11 protein-coding genes are annotated in these 15,110 nt (G+C 70.4%); 6 read left to right on the forward strand and 5 right to left on the reverse strand.

Features of this window, described 5'->3' with window-relative positions:
• The first annotated feature begins 201 nt into the window (after nucleotides 1-201).
• Nucleotides 202-813, forward strand: a complete 612-nt coding sequence (locus ABS772_RS19520) for a DUF1269 domain-containing protein (protein WP_350396455.1) — start codon at nucleotides 202-204, stop codon at nucleotides 811-813.
• Between the two features lie 55 nt (nucleotides 814-868).
• On the opposite strand, the gene ABS772_RS19525 is transcribed toward ABS772_RS19520, so the two are convergent.
• Complete coding sequence (locus ABS772_RS19525) at nucleotides 869-3,355, reverse strand: PAS domain-containing protein (RefSeq protein WP_350396456.1); 2,487 nt, start codon at nucleotides 3,353-3,355, stop codon at nucleotides 869-871.
• Nucleotides 3,356-3,785: 430 nt separating this feature from the next.
• Between ABS772_RS19525 and ABS772_RS19530 the strand changes: the two genes are divergently transcribed.
• The 3 genes from ABS772_RS19530 (at nucleotide 3,786) to ABS772_RS19540 (ending at nucleotide 9,700) form a co-directional block, all read left to right on the forward strand.
• On the forward strand, nucleotides 3,786-6,797 hold the full coding sequence (locus ABS772_RS19530) for a PAS domain-containing protein (protein ID WP_350396457.1): 3,012 nt from the start codon (nucleotides 3,786-3,788) through the stop codon (nucleotides 6,795-6,797).
• Between the two features lie 347 nt (nucleotides 6,798-7,144).
• Nucleotides 7,145-7,888: a DUF4198 domain-containing protein gene (locus ABS772_RS19535; RefSeq protein WP_350396458.1), complete on the forward strand. Its 744-nt coding sequence runs from the start codon at nucleotides 7,145-7,147 to the stop codon at nucleotides 7,886-7,888.
• Between the two features lie 411 nt (nucleotides 7,889-8,299).
• A complete protein-coding gene (locus ABS772_RS19540; RefSeq protein ID WP_350396460.1) occupies nucleotides 8,300-9,700 on the forward strand; it encodes a nucleobase:cation symporter-2 family protein in 1,401 nt (466 codons plus the stop codon).
• A 20-nt stretch (nucleotides 9,701-9,720) separates the two neighbouring features.
• Here the strand turns inward: ABS772_RS19540 and hpxZ are convergent, their stop codons facing one another.
• The 4 genes from hpxZ to ABS772_RS19560 form a co-directional block, all read right to left on the reverse strand.
• Nucleotides 9,721-10,143 (reverse strand): oxalurate catabolism protein HpxZ, encoded by a 423-nt coding sequence (hpxZ, locus tag ABS772_RS19545; protein WP_350396461.1) that lies wholly within the window; start codon nucleotides 10,141-10,143, stop codon nucleotides 9,721-9,723.
• Complete coding sequence (locus tag ABS772_RS19550) at nucleotides 10,143-11,555, reverse strand: AtzE family amidohydrolase (RefSeq protein ID WP_350396462.1); 1,413 nt, start codon at nucleotides 11,553-11,555, stop codon at nucleotides 10,143-10,145. Before ABS772_RS19550 ends, hpxZ begins: the two co-directional genes overlap by 1 nt.
• Complete coding sequence (locus ABS772_RS19555; protein ID WP_350396463.1) at nucleotides 11,552-11,755, reverse strand: DUF4089 domain-containing protein; 204 nt, start codon at nucleotides 11,753-11,755, stop codon at nucleotides 11,552-11,554. Before ABS772_RS19555 ends, ABS772_RS19550 begins: the two co-directional genes overlap by 4 nt.
• A gap of 115 nt (nucleotides 11,756-11,870) precedes the next feature.
• Nucleotides 11,871-12,551 (reverse strand): cysteine hydrolase family protein, encoded by a 681-nt coding sequence (locus ABS772_RS19560; RefSeq protein ID WP_350396464.1) that lies wholly within the window; start codon nucleotides 12,549-12,551, stop codon nucleotides 11,871-11,873.
• Nucleotides 12,552-13,053: 502 nt separating this feature from the next.
• On the opposite strand from ABS772_RS19560, the gene ABS772_RS19565 reads away from it, so the two are divergent.
• Both ABS772_RS19565 and ABS772_RS19570 read left to right on the forward strand, forming a co-directional pair.
• The gene (locus ABS772_RS19565; protein ID WP_350396465.1) at nucleotides 13,054-14,049 is read left to right on the forward strand and encodes a hypothetical protein; all 996 of its coding nucleotides are present in this window, start codon (nucleotides 13,054-13,056) and stop codon (nucleotides 14,047-14,049) included.
• A gap of 24 nt (nucleotides 14,050-14,073) precedes the next feature.
• Nucleotides 14,074-15,110 (forward strand): amidohydrolase family protein (locus tag ABS772_RS19570; protein ID WP_350396466.1); only part of this gene is annotated, 1,037 nt, incomplete at its 3' end.

Below are 15,110 nucleotides of genomic sequence, written 5' to 3' on the forward strand. Positions count from 1 at the left end.
GGGGAAATACAGAACAGACGCCGTGCCGGTCGCGTGTGGTCGTCGGCGCAGCTTCGAATTCTGCCTCTGTGTGCCCACGGACGCCCCTTCGACGACCCATGATCGCGGAGAGACGGCCGTCTTCAGCTGGCCCGGTTCGCCATCCTGACCGAGACGCGGCCGGGACCACCGGACCGTGCCCTATCGTGCGAGGAGGAACGCATGGCCGAGCTCGTGGTGGTTGGCTTCGACGATCCGCACGAGGCGGACCGCGCCCTGAACGCGTTGGCACGCCTGCAGACCGAGTACCTGATCGATCTGGAGGATGCGGTCGTCGCCCTCCGGAGTCCCGACGGCAAGCTGCGGCTCAAGCAGAGCGTCGATCTCGTCGGCGCCGGCGCGGCCTCCGGCGGCATCTGGGGGGCGATGTGGGGCTCGCTGGTCGGCCTCCTCTTCCTCAACCCGCTGCTCGGCCTCGCCACCGGCGCCGCCCTCGGCGCGGGCGCGGGCGCCCTGTCGGGCAAGCTCGCCGATTTCGGCATCAACGACGATTTCATCCGCAAGATCGCCGAGACCCTGCAGCCGAACACCTCGGCCCTGTTCATCCTCGTGCGCAAGGCTCAGCCGGAGAAGGTCCTCGCGGAGATGTCGCAGTTCCGCGGCCGCGTGATCCGGTCCTCGCTCTCGCCGGAGCAGGAGAGCCGTCTGCAGGCGGCCTTGTCGCGGCCGGAGGTGTCGATGCCCGGAAGCGCCGAGCCGGCATCGCCGTCCGCGGACGGCGCCGGCGGCAGCCCGCCGCCTCCCGGCGGGGCTCCCGGTCAGACGAGCGCCTGAGCCCCCCGAGGGGACGGCTCGTCGGCGGCACGGTTCGGACGCGCCGCCCGACGCTCTAAGCCGATATAGGCCGGTGACCGGCGGCGGCCGCCGGCCGGGGGCGGCGGTTCAGGACGCTGCGGAGGGCGCGCGCGACCTGCTCGGTCGAGTAGGGCTTGCGCACGAGGTCGAAGCCGTGGGCATCGTCCTGGGCCAGCACGTCGCTGTAGCCGGTGGTCAGGATGATCGGCAGGTTCGGGTGGTCGGCCCTCAGACGCCGTGCGAGCTCGACCCCGCCCATTCCCGGCATCACCACGTCCGAGAAGACGGCATCGAACCGGAACGGCACCCGCTCGAATTCGACGAGCGCCGTCTCGGCGTCGTGCGCCCAGACGATCGAGTGGCCGAGATCCTCCAGAAGCTGGGTGCAGAAGCGCCCGACATCGAGGTTGTCCTCGACCACGAGCACGCAGAGCGCCCGCTCCTCGATCGGGGCCTCGGGCTCGTCCTCCCCCGGCTTCGCCTCCGGTTCGGGCGGATCGACCTGGGGCAGATAGAGCGTGAACGTGGTGCCGCGTCCCGGCTCGCTCGCCACGTCGATGTCGCCGCCCGACTGCTTGGCGAAGCCGATGACCTGGGAGAGGCCGAGCCCCGTCCCCTTGCCCACCGCCTTCGTGGTGTAGAAGGGCTCGAAGATGCGCGTCAGGTGCTCCGGTGCGATCCCGATCCCATCGTCGGAGACCGACATCGCGGCGAAGGGTCCGGCCGCGCCGGCATGGCCGCGGATCGAGGGCAGCGCCGTCCCGCAGGCGAGCCGGAGCGTCAGCGTGCCCTCGCCCGATACGGCGTCGCGGGCATTGACCGCGAGGTTGACCAGCGCGGTCTCGAACTGGCTCGGATCGACCCGGACGTGGCAGGCGGCCTCCGGCACCGCCACCGCGATGTGGATGCGGGTGCCCGTCACCGCGTTCAGCATGTCGGCCACGCCGCGAAGCCGCTCGCCCAGATCGAACACCTCGGGCTTGAGGGGTTGCCGCCGGGCGAAGGACAGGAGCTGGCTCGTCAGCTTGGCGGCGCGATCGACGGTGTCCGAGACCGCTTCCAGGTAGCGGCTGCGCCGCTCCTCCGGAAGGTTCGGCCGGCGCAGGAACTCGACCGAGGAGCGGATGATGGTCAGCAGGTTGTTGAAGTCGTGCGCCACGCCGCCGGTGAGCTGCCCCACCGCCTCCATCTTCTGGGCATGGCGGAGCGCCTCCTCGGCCCGGGCGAGCTGCTCCTGGCTGCGCAGCCGCTCGGTGACGTCCTGGGCATATTGGAACGCGCCGATCCTGCGCCCTTCCACGTCCCGCAGGGCCGTGAACCGCAACTCGTAGAAGGGCCGGTTGCGGTCGGCGTCGCCGAACGCCTCGACGAGGCTGAACTCCTCGCCGGACAGGGCGCGCGACCAGACCGCCCGCGCCGCCGCGCGGTGGTCGGGATGGTCCCCGAGCAGGTCGAGGAGGCTGTCGCCGGCCCGGGGCCGGACGCCGTAGATGCTCTCGAACTCGTCCGCGTAGGCGCGGTTGACGGCGAGCACACGGTAATCGTGGTCGAGCGCGGCGACCAGCGCGTCGGTGGTCTCGAACACGTCGGCCCAGAGCTTGCGCTGGGCGAGCGCGTCCGCGACGCGCCGCTCCAGCGTGGCGTTCATCTCCTGCAGCCGCTCCTCCGCGAGCTTGCGGTCGTGGATGTCCTCGACGACGCCGTACCAGCGGATGATCGCGCCGCTCTCGTCGCGCCTCGGCCGGGCGCGCGCCCGCATCCAGCGGTACGCGCCGGTGCCGGCGATGCGGATGCGATAGTCCACGTCGACCGGCTCGCCGGAGGCGAGACAGCTCGCGAACACCGTCATGGTCCAGGGCACGTCGTCGGGGTGAAGCGACTTGGCCCAGCCGGATCCGTCCGGCTCGCCCGGGGCCTGTCCGGTAAGTTCGAGCCAGCGGTTCGAGTAGGAGGTGATGTTGCCGTCCGGGTCGCAGGTCCAGGGCACCTGCGGATTGAGCTCGACCGTGTGCCGGTAATGGTCCTCGCTCTCCCGCAGGCGCCGCTCGCCGAGAACGCGGGTTGTCGTCTCGGCGGTGACGCAGAACAGGCCACTGACGGCGCCGGCCTCGTCGTAGGCGGGCGAGTAGGTGAAGGACCACCAGCCCTGCTCGGGTCTTCCCTCCCGCGAGAGGTCGAGCATGACGTCGGTGACGGTCTGGCTCTCGCCCGCGAGGGTTGCCTCCACGAGCGGGCCGATCTCGTCCCAGATGCTCGCCCAGACCGCGCGGAAGGGCTGCCCCAGGGCGTTGGGCAGCCGGTAGCCGAGGATCGGACGGTAGGCGTCGTTGTAGAAGCAGAGGAGGTCCGGCCCCCAGGCGAGAAACATCGCCGTGGGGCAGGACAGGATCAGGGACAGCGCGCTGCGCAGCGATTGCGGCCAGCGCTCCGGCGGCCCGATCGAGGTCGCCGACCAGTCGTGGGCGCGGATCTCGGCGCCGGTCCGTCCCCCGGGCGGCAGGAACGAGAAGGCGTCAGCCATGATGCGCGACGCCCGGCGCCCAGGCATCGCCACGCGGCACCCAACCCACCACCCAACCCACCGGCCACCCCATCGCGGCGCGGTCGCCGACGGGGTCGCTACCGGTCGCGGTCGGTCGAACCGCGCCGGCCGGGCGCTTCAGGCTTCGAGGGGGGCGACCAAGCATGGCGGGAGGATGACCTGTCGGTTCGTCGCGGGCGGGCATCGGGCGGGCATGGGGTTGCCCGCGCTTCAACATCTCGCGAATTGTAACCGGGGTGAGCGCCGGGAGTTGCCATCCACGGCGGCAACACAGTTGTGAAAAGAAAGATGCCGTCCTCGGTGCGGTCGATGGCACGATGCGCCGAATTCCCGACGGCGCCAGCCTCACTTTCGCCTCGGCCGAACCTGCATGGTGGAACCATCCGGCCGTCCCGAACCTGTCTGTACGATGAACTGCGCCACGACGAGCGAGCAGGAGGCGTTGCGCCTTCGAGCCCTGGACCGTTACCGGTTGCTCGACACGCCCCGTGAGCAGGATTTCGATGAGATTGCGGAGGCGGCCGCCGAGTTGTGCGAGACGCCGATCGCGGTGGTCAACCTCGTCGGCGATGGGCGACAATTCTTCAAGGCGGAAGTGGGCCTCGGCGTGCGCGAGACGCCGCTCGAGACGTCCTTCTGCCGGCAGGCCATCCTGCACAACGACTTCCTCTACGTCCCGGACACCGCCCGCGACCCGCGCTTCGCGGGCAATCCGCTCGTCGAAGGCGAGCCCGGCCTGCGCTTCTACGCCGGCGCCCTCCTGAAGACCGCCGAGGGATTGCCGATCGGGACCGTCTGCGTCCTCGACACCCGGCCGCGCAAGCTGTCGGAGCGCCAGCGCCGCGGCCTCGCGCGGCTCGCCCGGCAGACCATGGCGCAGATGGAGCTGCGCCGCTCCCTGCGCGAGCAGGCGGAGCAGCGCCTGCTGCACGAGCGCATCCTCGACAGCGCCACCGACTATGCGATCGTGGCCACAGACCCGCGCGGCCGCGTCACGCGCTGGAACGCGGGCGCCGAGCGCATCCTCGGCTGGACCGAGGCGGAGATGCTGGGGCAGGCGATCGAGGCGTTCTTCACGCCGGAGGATCGGGCCGAGGGCCGAGCCGAGGTCGAGATGCGCATGGCCGCGCAGTGCGGCCGCGCGCCCAACGAGCGCTGGCACATCCGCAAGGACGGCAGCCGCTTCTGGGCCTCGGGCGAGATGATGCCGCTCACCGCCGAGGGGGGCGGGCTCATCGGCTTCCTCAAGATTTTGCGCGACCGCACCGGGCCGCGCAACGCGGAGGCCGCGCTGCGGGACAGCGAGCTGCGCTACCGCTCCCTCGTCGAGGTCAGCCCGCAGGTGGTGTGGTTCGGCGACGCGGCCGGCACCATCACCTACTGCAACGCCTACTGGTACGACTACACGGGCCTGCCCCCCGGCGAGACCGGCGAGGCGAGCTGGATGGGCGCGATCCACCCCGATCACCGCGAGCGCGTCCGCGAGGCGTGGCTCGCGGCGGCGCGAAGCCAGGGGGCCTACGAGGTCGAGTTTCCCCTTCGCCGCGCCGACGGGCAGTACCGCTGGTTTCTGTCGCGGGCCCGGCCCGTGCGCGACGAGGCGGGCCGCCTCACGAGCTGGATCGGCACCACCCTCGACATCCACGAGCGCAAGGTGGCCGAGGAGCGCTTCGAGGCGCTCACGGAACTGGCCCCGGCCATCATCTGGTTCGGCAATCCGGACGGCAGCCTCAGCTACCTGAACGACCGCTGGTTCGCCTATACCGGGCAGACGCCGGAACAGGCGCTCCCCCTCGGCTGGGGCGAGGCGATCCACCCGGACGACCTCGCCGGCCTGCTCCTGGCCTGGGACACCGCGCGCAGCCGCGAGATCGTCTACGACACCGAGGCGCGCCTGCGGCGCCACGACGGGACCTATCGCTGGTTCCTGATTCGGGCCGAACCGCGCCGGGATGCGAGCGGCGCGGTGGTCGGCTGGCTCGGCAGCAACAGCGAGATCCACGATCGGCGCCAGGCCGAGGAGGATCTGCGCAAGGCGCGGGAGCAGCTGTACCTCGCCGTCGAGGCGACCGGGACCGGCATCTTCGACTACGACCTCGTCACGGACACGCTGGAATGGGACGCGCGGACCCGCGCCCTGTTCGGCCTGAGGCCGGACGCGCCCGTCAGCTACGACGTGTTCCTGGCGGGCCTGCACCCGGACGACCGGTCCTGGGTCGACCAAGCGGTCATGGCCGCGCTCGACCCGGCCGGAAGCGGCAGCTACGACATCGCGTACCGGACCGTCGGCCTGGAGGACGGCGTCGAGCGCTGGGTCGCCGCCAAGGGACAGGTCTTCGTCGTCGACGGCCGCCCCGTGCGCTTCATCGGCACCGCGCGGGACGTCACGGAGAGCCGGCGGGCCGAGCAGGCCCTGCGCGAGACCGAGGAGCGCTACCGCCTCGCGGCGCGGGCCACCAACGACGCGATCTGGGACTGGAACCTCGCGACGAACCACGTCCTCTGGAACGAGGCGCTCACGGTCGCCCACGGCTATCCGCCGGAGGCGGTGGACCCGACCGGCGACTGGTGGATCGCCCAGATCCATCCCGACGACCGGGCGCGGATCGACGCGTCCATCCACGCGGTCATCGACGGGGCCGGCACCGCCTGGAGCGACGAGTACCGCTTCCTGCGCGCGGACGGCAGCTACGCCGACATCCTCGACCGCGGCTACGTCATCCGCGACGGGCACGGGGCGGCGGTGCGGATGATCGGGGCGATGTTCGACATCAGCGAGCGCAAGCGGGCCGAGGAGCACCAGCGCCTGCTCACGGGCGAATTGCAGCACCGGGTCAAGAACACGCTCACCCTCGTCCAGGCGATCGCCAGCCAGACGTTCCGCAACGCCCCCGATCCGGAGGCGGCCCGCGAGGCCTTCGCCGCGCGCCTTATCTCGCTCGGCCGCGCGCACGACATCCTGACCCGGTCGAGCTGGACCGAGGCGCCCATCGCCGAGGTCGTGGAGGGGGCCCTGGCGGTCCATCGCGGCGCCGCGACGGCGCGCATCCGCGCGAGCGGGCCGGGCGTCCTCCTCGGCGCCAGGGCGGCGCTCTCGCTGGCGCTGGCCCTGCACGAACTCGCCACCAACGCGACGAAGTACGGCGCCCTCTCCAACGAGTCGGGATGCGTCGACCTGCGCTGGCACGTGGTGCACGAGGGCGAGGCGCCCCGCTTCTGCCTGACATGGTCGGAGCAGGGCGGTCCGCCGATCCTGGCCCAGCCCTCGCGCCGCGGCTTCGGCTCGCGCCTGATCGAGCGCAGCTTCGCCGCCGAGGTCGGCGGCGAGGTCAAGCTCACCTACGCGCCGACCGGTCTCGTCTGCCGCCTCGAAGCCCCGCTCGCCTCCATGCAGGAGCCGCGGAACGAGGCTGCCGCCTGAGGTGATGCGGGGCGGCAGGACGCCGCGCGGCCCCGCCACTCCCATCCGCCACCGGACTGCCGGGATGCGCCCTCGATCGGCGCGTCGGTATGAAGATGGCGTGGCTTGTGCATACCGCGTCGCTGCGGTCTTATGGCGATCGATGCCCCGACCGTGGGTCGCCCGCCGCGGCGGCGAGCGCTCTCACGAACGCGGCGACGCCTGTCCGCGGGGCGGCACCGAGCCCGCGATCCACGCTCGCGCCGCCGGCTTCGACCGGGGCCGCCGCGCTCTTCATGTCCCCGCCGACGCGCCCGACGCGGCGTGCGGGCCCCATCTACGGCTTCGCAACGGGAGTTCCCTGTACGATGAGACGCACCACCCTCTCGGCCGCCGGTCTGGGCGCCCTCCTGGCCTTCACCGCGCCGGCCTCCGCCCACGACCTCTGGCTCGACCCGACCGGGAGCGGCGTCCAGGTCCTCTACGGCCATCCCCACGAGCCGGAACTGCCGAGCGCGGGCAAGCTGATGAGCCTGACCGCCTACGAGCCGTCCGGCGCGGTGGCGCTGGCCGCCAAGATGGAATCCGCTCCGGCGCCGGCGCTCAGGGCCGCGCATGGCGGCGACGCGCTGTTCGCGGCGGCCTACGACAACGGCTACTGGGTGCGCCTGCCGGACGGCAGCTACCGCAATGCCAGCAAGCGGATGCTTCCGACGGCCGACAAGAGCCTGTGGTCGGTGAAGTTCGCCAAGGCCGTGTCCGGCCCGTCGGCCCCGTGGGGGAAGGTCGTCGGCCAGCCGCTGGAGATCGTTCCGCTGGAGGAGCCGGCCTCGGCCTCCGGCCAGATCCGGGTGCGGGTGCTCTTCGAGGGCCGTCCGCTCGGAGGCGCCAGCGTGGTCGCCACCGACGGCGTGACCTTCAAGAGCGAGGCGGATCAGGCCCGCGCGGCGACCGATGCGGAAGGCGTCGCGGTCGTCCCGCTGCGGCGTGCCGGCCCGCAGGTGCTCGGCGTCAGCCACCGGGTCACCCCTTCGCAGACCCCGGCGCTCGCCGATTCCGACAGCTACGGGGCGACGCTCGCCTTCACCGTGACCGATCCGAAGACCAACTGAGCGTCACGCTCGATCACAGGGGGCGGCCGCGATCGACCGCCCCTTCGATCGTCACGATCAGGCTGCGCTCGTGCTCGACGATGCCGCCGACGGCGACGATCTCCGAGGCGGGATGACGTCGGACATAACGTGATCACTCGGCGCGGATAAGTGGTTCGGGGTGCGTCCCACGCGATGATCATCCTTTGGAACCGAGGTGAACATGCGCTGGCGCGACCGTCACCTTTCCACATTCTGGAGATTCATCGACTACTGGCGGTGGGAGAACGATTGGTGCGCGAGCCGCACCCGCAAGCTGCGCCACGCGTGCCCGCGGTAGGAGACCTTCCGCTTACCGGAGGAGGCAACGGCCGCGCTCGCCTCTTGGCATAACACCTGCAAGCGTGACCGGACGTTCGGAGCATGTCTCCCATGGTGTTGCTGGCGCCCTCCCCACCGGCTTCCGCGGCCGAGATCGAGCATCGGGTGCCTCCTGGGCCCGAGGAACGTATCCCCCGCGCTGCCCTCGGTCTGCTCGGATTGCAGCACGTGCTCGTGATGTATGCGGGAGCCGTGGCGATCCCGCTCATCATCGGCCGGGCGCTCAATCTGCCGCCCGAACAGGTCGCCATGCTGGTCAGCGCCGACCTGTTCGCTTGCGGCATCGTCACGCTGATCCAGAGCTGGGGCCTGCCCGGCATCGGCATCCGCATGCCGGTGATGATGGGCGTCACCTTCGCCGCCGTCGGCCCGATGCTCTCCATGGGGACGAACCCGGCGATCGGCCTCACCGGCATCTACGGCGCCGTCATCGCTTCCGGGATGTTCGGCCTCGTCGCCGCCCCGCTGATCGGGCGTCTCCTGCCGCTGTTCCCGCCGGTCGTGACCGGCACCATCATCCTGGTCATCGGCATCTCGCTGATGCGGGTCGGGGTGAACTGGGCCGCCGGCGGCGTCGGCAACCCGAACTACGGCGCGCCCGTCTATCTCGGCATCGCGGCCTTCGTGCTCTGCGCCATCCTCGCCATCACCCGCTACGCCACGGGATTCCTCGCCTCGGCTTCGGTGCTGATCGGGATCGCGCTCGGCATGATCCTCGCCGGATTCGCCGGTCTGGTGGAATTCGACCGTGTCGCCGTGGCGCCCTGGTTCGACATCGTGCGCCCCTTCGCCTTCGGCTGGCCGAGCTTCGATCCGGTCTCGATCGTTACCCTGTGCCTCGTGATGATCGTCGTGATGATCGAGTCGACCGGGATGTTCCTGGCCCTGTCGCAGATCACCGCCGATCCGGTCGATGAGAAGCGGCTGACGCGGGGCTTGCGCGCGGACGGGCTCGGTTCGGTCATCGGCGGCATCTTCAACACCTTCCCCTACACCTCGTTCTCGCAGAATATCGGGCTCGTCGGCGTCACCGGCGTCCGCTCGCGATGGGTGACGGTGGCTGCGGGCTTCATCATGCTCGGCCTCGGACTCATCCCGAAGCTCTCGGCCCTGGTCGAGGCCGTGCCGCAATGCGTGCTCGGCGGGGCCGGTCTCGTGATGTTCGGCATGGTCGGCGCGACCGGCACGCGCATCCTCGGCGGCGTCGATTTCGCGCGCAACCGCAACAATCTGTTCGTCGTCGCGGTCTCGGTCGGTTTCGGCATGATCCCGCTCGTCGCTCCGAACTTCTTCAAGCAGATGCCGCATGCGCTGCATCCGCTACTGGAGTCGGGCATCCTGCTCGCCGCGATCGCGGCGGTGGGACTGAACCTGTTCTTCAACGGATTCAGCGACAGGGCGGCGTCCCGTGAGGCGGCGATCCGTCAGGCCGAGGTCGCGCAAGCCCACTGACGTCCCCGCCGGGCGCCGCGTCAGGGGACGCTCGGGTCCTGATCGGCAGCGTCGTCGATGACGCTGACATCGATGACGCTGACATGGGCCGCCACCACCTTCCAGCCGTCGGGGAAGCGCAGCCAGGTCTGGCTCTGCCGTCCAACGCGGCCGGGAGCGGCCTCGCGCCGGAACAGCGTCATCGCCACGGCGCAGTCGCGGCCATAGGTGGTGATGACGGTGCCCGCGAGGTCGCGGGCGAGACCCTGCGAGGGCCGCGCCCGGCGGAAGGCGCGGATCGCGTCCATGCCGTAGAGGTTTTCCGCCGCGCCGTAGCGGATCGTGCGGGGATCGTCGTGGAACAGCCGTTCGAGTGTCGCGACGTCGTTGCTCACGAGCGCCGCCTCGTAGGTCGCGAAGACCCGCTCGACCTCCGCCTTCACCTCCGGATCGTCGATGATCATCACGCTTCATCCACGGCCGCGACCGGCGCCCGGACCGCGCCCTCGCGTTCCAGCTGACGCGCCACGCGCAGGCAGAGCGCCTCGTTCCAGGGGGCGGCGATGACCTGCACGCCCAGAGGCAGGCCGCCGTCGAGCCAGACCGGCACCGCGACCACGGGCAGGCCGATGAAGGAGACCGGCTGCGTGAACACGCCGATATTGGGCCGCACCGGCAATTCGACACCGTCGAGGACGAAGGTCGTCTGGCCCGATCGCGGCGCCCGGCAGGGCGTGCTCGGCGCGAGAATCACGTCGACCTCGCGGAACAGCGCCAGCACAGCGTCGCGATACCAGCGCCGGAATCGCTGTGCCCGTTCGACGAAGGGGGCGGGCAGCATCGCCCCGGCGATCAGCCGGTCGCGCACCGCCGGATCGAAGTCGCCGGCACGGCGGCGTAGCCGGTCGAGATGCAGCGCAGCGCCCTCGGCCGCGGTGATGAGGTAGGCCGCCGCCCGCGCGCGTCCCGCCTCCGGGATCGAAATGCTGCGACGCGCGCCCAGCGCGCGGGCGACGTGCTCGACGGCGGCGAACGCCTCCGGGTCGCCCCCTTGCGCGAAGTAGCCTCCGGCGACCGCGATGCGAAGGTCCGCAACGCCCCGTTCGAGGTCCGGAGTCGCGGGTTCAGGGGGGCGGGACGCGAGGCTCGGATCCTCGGGATCGGCCCCCTGCATCGCGTCGTAGGCCAGGGCGAGATCGCGGGGCGAGCGTGCCATCGGGCCGAGATGGTCGAGACTTCCCACGAAGGGGAAGGTCCCGGACCGGCTCAGCCGCCCATAGGTGGGCTTGAGCCCGAAGCAGCCGCAGAAGGCGGAGGGCACGCGGATCGAGCCGTTGGTGTCCGAGGCCAGCGCGAGCGGCACCAGGCCGGCGGCAACCGCCGCGCCCGAGCCGCCGGACGAGCCGCCGGACATGTGGCCGAGGGCGTGCGGATTGCGGGTGTTGCCGTCGTGGATGTTCTCGCCCGTGAAGTCGTAGGCGTACTCGCCCATGCCGAGCGTTCCGACCAGGACGGCGCCTGCCGCCTCCAGCCGCCGGATCAGAGTGGCATCGCGGATGGCCGGCGCCCGCTCGCGGTTGATCCGCGAGCCCGCCCGCGTCGAGAGTCCGGCGACGTCGAACAGGTTCTTGACCGCGAAGGGCACCCCGGCCAGGGGGCCGAGGGGGTCGCCCCGGGCCCGCCCCGCGTCGAGGGAAACGGCGCGGGCGGTGGCGCGCTCGGCCAAGCGGTCGGTGAAGCTGTTCAGCGCCGGATCGATGCGGTCGATGCGCTCGAGCGCGGCGGCGACCACGTCGCGGGCGCCGACCGCCCCCGCCGACACGGCTCGGGCGATGTCGGCGGCCGGGGCGAGGCTCCAATCCGTCGTCACGTTCACGCCGTGTAGACCGGAGCCGTCTCGGCGGTGTCGGGCAGCGGGAACAGGCCGACGAACGCCGCGGCCGCGTGCAACACCCGCAGGTTGGCGACGATCGTCTCGCTCCAGGCCGGATCGACCGCGAGGCCCAGCACGGGCGCGGTCGCCGCGGCGTAGGCGTCGAGATCGGGCGTCGGCGTGTCCGCGGCGTAATCGGTCATCGGTTCTCTCAAAGGATCGAGCGCCTTGCGGCCGGTCCGGTGCAATGGCCGCGCCAGGATCGGGCGGGGCCGCCCAAGAGTTCCGGCCAAGACACGTCCGCCGTTCAGGAGCGCCTCACGCTTGGCCGAGGGCGGCGAGCACCGCGCCGGAGTGCGAGACCCAACCGAAGATGCCGCCCTGGGCCTTGATCATGGCGAGGCCCGCCTCGTGGAAGGCCGGGATGTACGAGCCGCAGGCATCGGCGACGACGACGCAGCGATAGCCGCGGTCGTTGGCCTCGCGCACGGTGGTGTGCACGCAGACCTCCGTCGTCACGCCGCAGACGATCAAGGTCTCGATGCCGCGAGCCTCCAGCAGAGCCGCCAGCCCGGTCGCGTAGAAGGCGCCCTTGCCCGGCTTGTCGATCACCGGCTCACCGTCGAGGGGGGCCAGTTCGGTGACGATGTCGTGACCGGGCTCGCCGCGGATCAGGATGCGGCCCATGGGACCCGGCTCACCGATGCGCGCCCTCGGCGCGCCGCGCTCCAGCTTGGCCGGCGGGGCATCCGAGAGATCGGGCGCGTGTCCCTCGCGGGTGTGGACGATGAAGAGGCCGGCCGCGCGCGCGGCGGCCAGCAGGGAACGGGCGGGCGGCACGGCGGCGGCGAGCAGCGAGACGTCGTTGCCCAGACTCTCGCCGAAGCCGCCGGGTTCGAGGAAGTCACGCTGCATGTCGATGATGACGAGGGCTGCCCTGGCCGGCTCGAACGGCAGGGGCGAGGGTTCGGCGTCGAGAAGGGGTCGTTGATCGGACATGGGCCACCTCGGAATGCTCTCGCGGGAACCGGACCCTGACCTTGCCCGGGCCGCCGCGCTGATGCGCGGTCATGATGGCGGCATGCCTTCGAAGAATCGTGCCCGATCATGGTCTCCGATGCACGAAGTGTCGCCAGGCTGGCGCTCGGCTGTCCACCGGGCGGCCGCGCGGGCCGAAATCGACCGGCTGCGCTCGCAAACTTCTCCCACTCCGGGTTCGTGCCAGCATCATGTCCATGAAATGCGCAGGATGATCAGGCTGCGGGCGGTCTGGAAAGAATTTCCCGGGTCTCTCGGCCGCGATGCGATCTCACCATCAAACTCCATCGTTCCTCATGAACGTCGGAACCGGCCATACACTGGCAACCCAGCCCGAGAGCCCCGAGGAACTGTTGCGAATTTGTGACTTATGCTGCCGCGCGGACGTCGAGGGCCGCGGCCACCTTTTTGTTGGCACCCCCATTGCTGTTCCCGGACCACACGAACGGTCGGGGAGAACAAAATGTCGGTTCGGGGGCTTGCGGCGGTCGCATTGTCATTTTTCGCGGTCGGTACGGCGATCGCGGCGGATCTCAAGGAAAGGAAGGCCCCCGAGGAGGTGGCCGCCAAGGAAGTGCCGTTCTTCCTCTTCGCGGACACGCAGATCAGCTACCGCTACCAGTTCCCGACCGTCACACCCGGAATCCAGATCCAGCGCCCCGATGGAAGCTTCCGCTCGCGCGAGGCGCCCAAGCACATCCTCAACATTTCGCACGCGGATGCCTGGGCCTACGGCACGAACTTCTTCTCGCTCGATATTCTCAAGTCCGGTTCGCAGTTTCCGGCCGGCACGACCAATACGCCCGGCGGCGTGCCGGTGTCCTACGATTACGGCAACACCGAAGCCTATGGCCTCTACCGCGGCACGCTCAGCCTGAACGCCCTGACCGGCACCAAGGCCTTCTCGTTCCCGGGCATCGTCAAGGAGGTCTCGCTCGCCTTCGGCTTCGACGCCAATTCGCAGAACGACGCCTTCGGCTCGAAGAAGCGCGACATCGTCGGCGGCCTGAACTTCGCCTTCGACGTGCCGGCCGGCTTCCTGAACCTTTCGGTCCACGCCTACAAGGAATGGAACCGCAACGGCTTCAACACCCAGCCCGACCGCGACCAGAGCTTCAACACGGTCCCCGAATTCGAGATCGTCTACAGCCTGCCGCTGACCTTCACCGGCCTGCCGCTGACGCTGGCCGGCTTCAACAACATCGTCCTGCCCAAGGGTCGCGGCATCAGCAACAACCCCGCCGCCTTCGCGTTCAACCCGCCGCGGGGGCTGGAATTCCTGTCGCGCACCAATCTCGTGCTCGATCTCGGCAAGCTCGTCTACGATCAGCCCAACAAGGTCGATGTCTTCATCGGCTTCCAGTACTGGCTGAACAAGTTCGGCAACCAGGAGACGGCGACCTTCAAGGGCACCGAGGAGAAGAGCTTCCTCGCCGGCGTGGCCTTCCACGTCTTCTGATCGCCGACAGGAACGCGAAGACGGATGATGGAATCGAGCGCTCGGCCCCGCCGCCTCTGGCTTCGCGATCCGCTGGCGATCCTCGCGGAGGGGGCCGGCGGCGGGCTCGTGGTGGAGGGTACCGGCATCGCGGAATTGGTGGCCGCGGGGGCCCGGCCCGCGAGCCCGGTCGACGAGGTCGTCGACGCCTCGCGCCACGTCATCCTCCCCGGTCTCGTCAACACGCATCACCACTTCTTCCAGACGCTCACCCGTGCGCACCCAATCGCGATCAACAAACCGCTGTTTCCCTGGCTGAAGGCGCTCTCGACCATCTGGCCGAGGCTGAATCCAGACGCCTTCCGGCTGGCGACGCGGCTCGCCTACACCGAACTCCTGCTCTCCGGCTGCACCACGGCGGGAGACCACCACTACCTCTTCCCGCGAGGCCTGGAGAACGCCGTCGACATCCAGGTCGAGGAAGCGCGCAGCCTCGGCATCCGTGCCTTCGTCACCCGCGGCTCGATGAGCCTGTCGGAGAAGGAGGGCGGCCTGCCGCCCGAGACGCTGGTGCAGGACGACGACACCATCCTCGCCGACAGCGAGCGGGTGCTCGGCCTGTTCCACGATCCCGAGCCCGGTGCCATGGTGCGGATCGGCCTCGCGCCCTGCTCGCCCTTCAACGTCACCAAGCGGCTGATGCGCGAGAGCGCCGCGCTCGCCGAGCGCCACGATTGCCGCCTGCATACCCATCTCGGCGAGACACTCGACGAGAACGCGTTCTGCCTCGACGTCTACGGGCAGCGCCCGGTCGATTACCTCGAAGAGGTCGGCTGGATGACCCGGCGGACCTGGCTCGCCCACGGCATCCACTTCAACGACGACGAGGTGCGCCGCCTGGGCGCGGCCGGCGTCGGCGTCTGCCACTGCCCGACCTCGAACATGGTGCTCGCCTCGGGCCAGTGCCGGACCTGCGAATTGGAGACGGCGGGCTCGCCCGTCGGCCTCGGCGTCGACGGCTCGGCCTCCAACGACAGTTCGAACCTGATGGAGGGCGTGCGCCACGCCCTGATGATCAACCG

This window comes from Methylorubrum podarium (assembly GCF_040270385.1).
In the GTDB taxonomy this organism is placed as follows: Bacteria; Pseudomonadota; Alphaproteobacteria; order Rhizobiales; family Beijerinckiaceae; genus Methylobacterium; species Methylobacterium podarium.

Coding starts and splice junctions, on each gene's coding strand:
- ABS772_RS19520 (WP_350396455.1), top strand. CDS start 202: ATGGCCGAGCTCGTGGTGGTTGGCTTCGACGATCCGCACGAGGCGGAC.
- ABS772_RS19555 (WP_350396463.1), bottom strand. CDS start 11,755: ATGACCGATTACGCCGCGGACACGCCGACGCCCGATCTCGACGCCTAC.
- ABS772_RS19560 (WP_350396464.1), bottom strand. CDS start 12,551: ATGTCCGATCAACGACCCCTTCTCGACGCCGAACCCTCGCCCCTGCCG.
- ABS772_RS19540 (WP_350396460.1), top strand. CDS start 8,300: ATGGTGTTGCTGGCGCCCTCCCCACCGGCTTCCGCGGCCGAGATCGAG.
- ABS772_RS19535 (WP_350396458.1), top strand. CDS start 7,145: ATGAGACGCACCACCCTCTCGGCCGCCGGTCTGGGCGCCCTCCTGGCC.
- hpxZ (WP_350396461.1), bottom strand. CDS start 10,143: ATGATCATCGACGATCCGGAGGTGAAGGCGGAGGTCGAGCGGGTCTTC.
- ABS772_RS19565 (WP_350396465.1), top strand. CDS start 13,054: ATGTCGGTTCGGGGGCTTGCGGCGGTCGCATTGTCATTTTTCGCGGTC.
- ABS772_RS19530 (WP_350396457.1), top strand. CDS start 3,786: ATGAACTGCGCCACGACGAGCGAGCAGGAGGCGTTGCGCCTTCGAGCC.
- ABS772_RS19525 (WP_350396456.1), bottom strand. CDS start 3,355: ATGGCTGACGCCTTCTCGTTCCTGCCGCCCGGGGGACGGACCGGCGCC.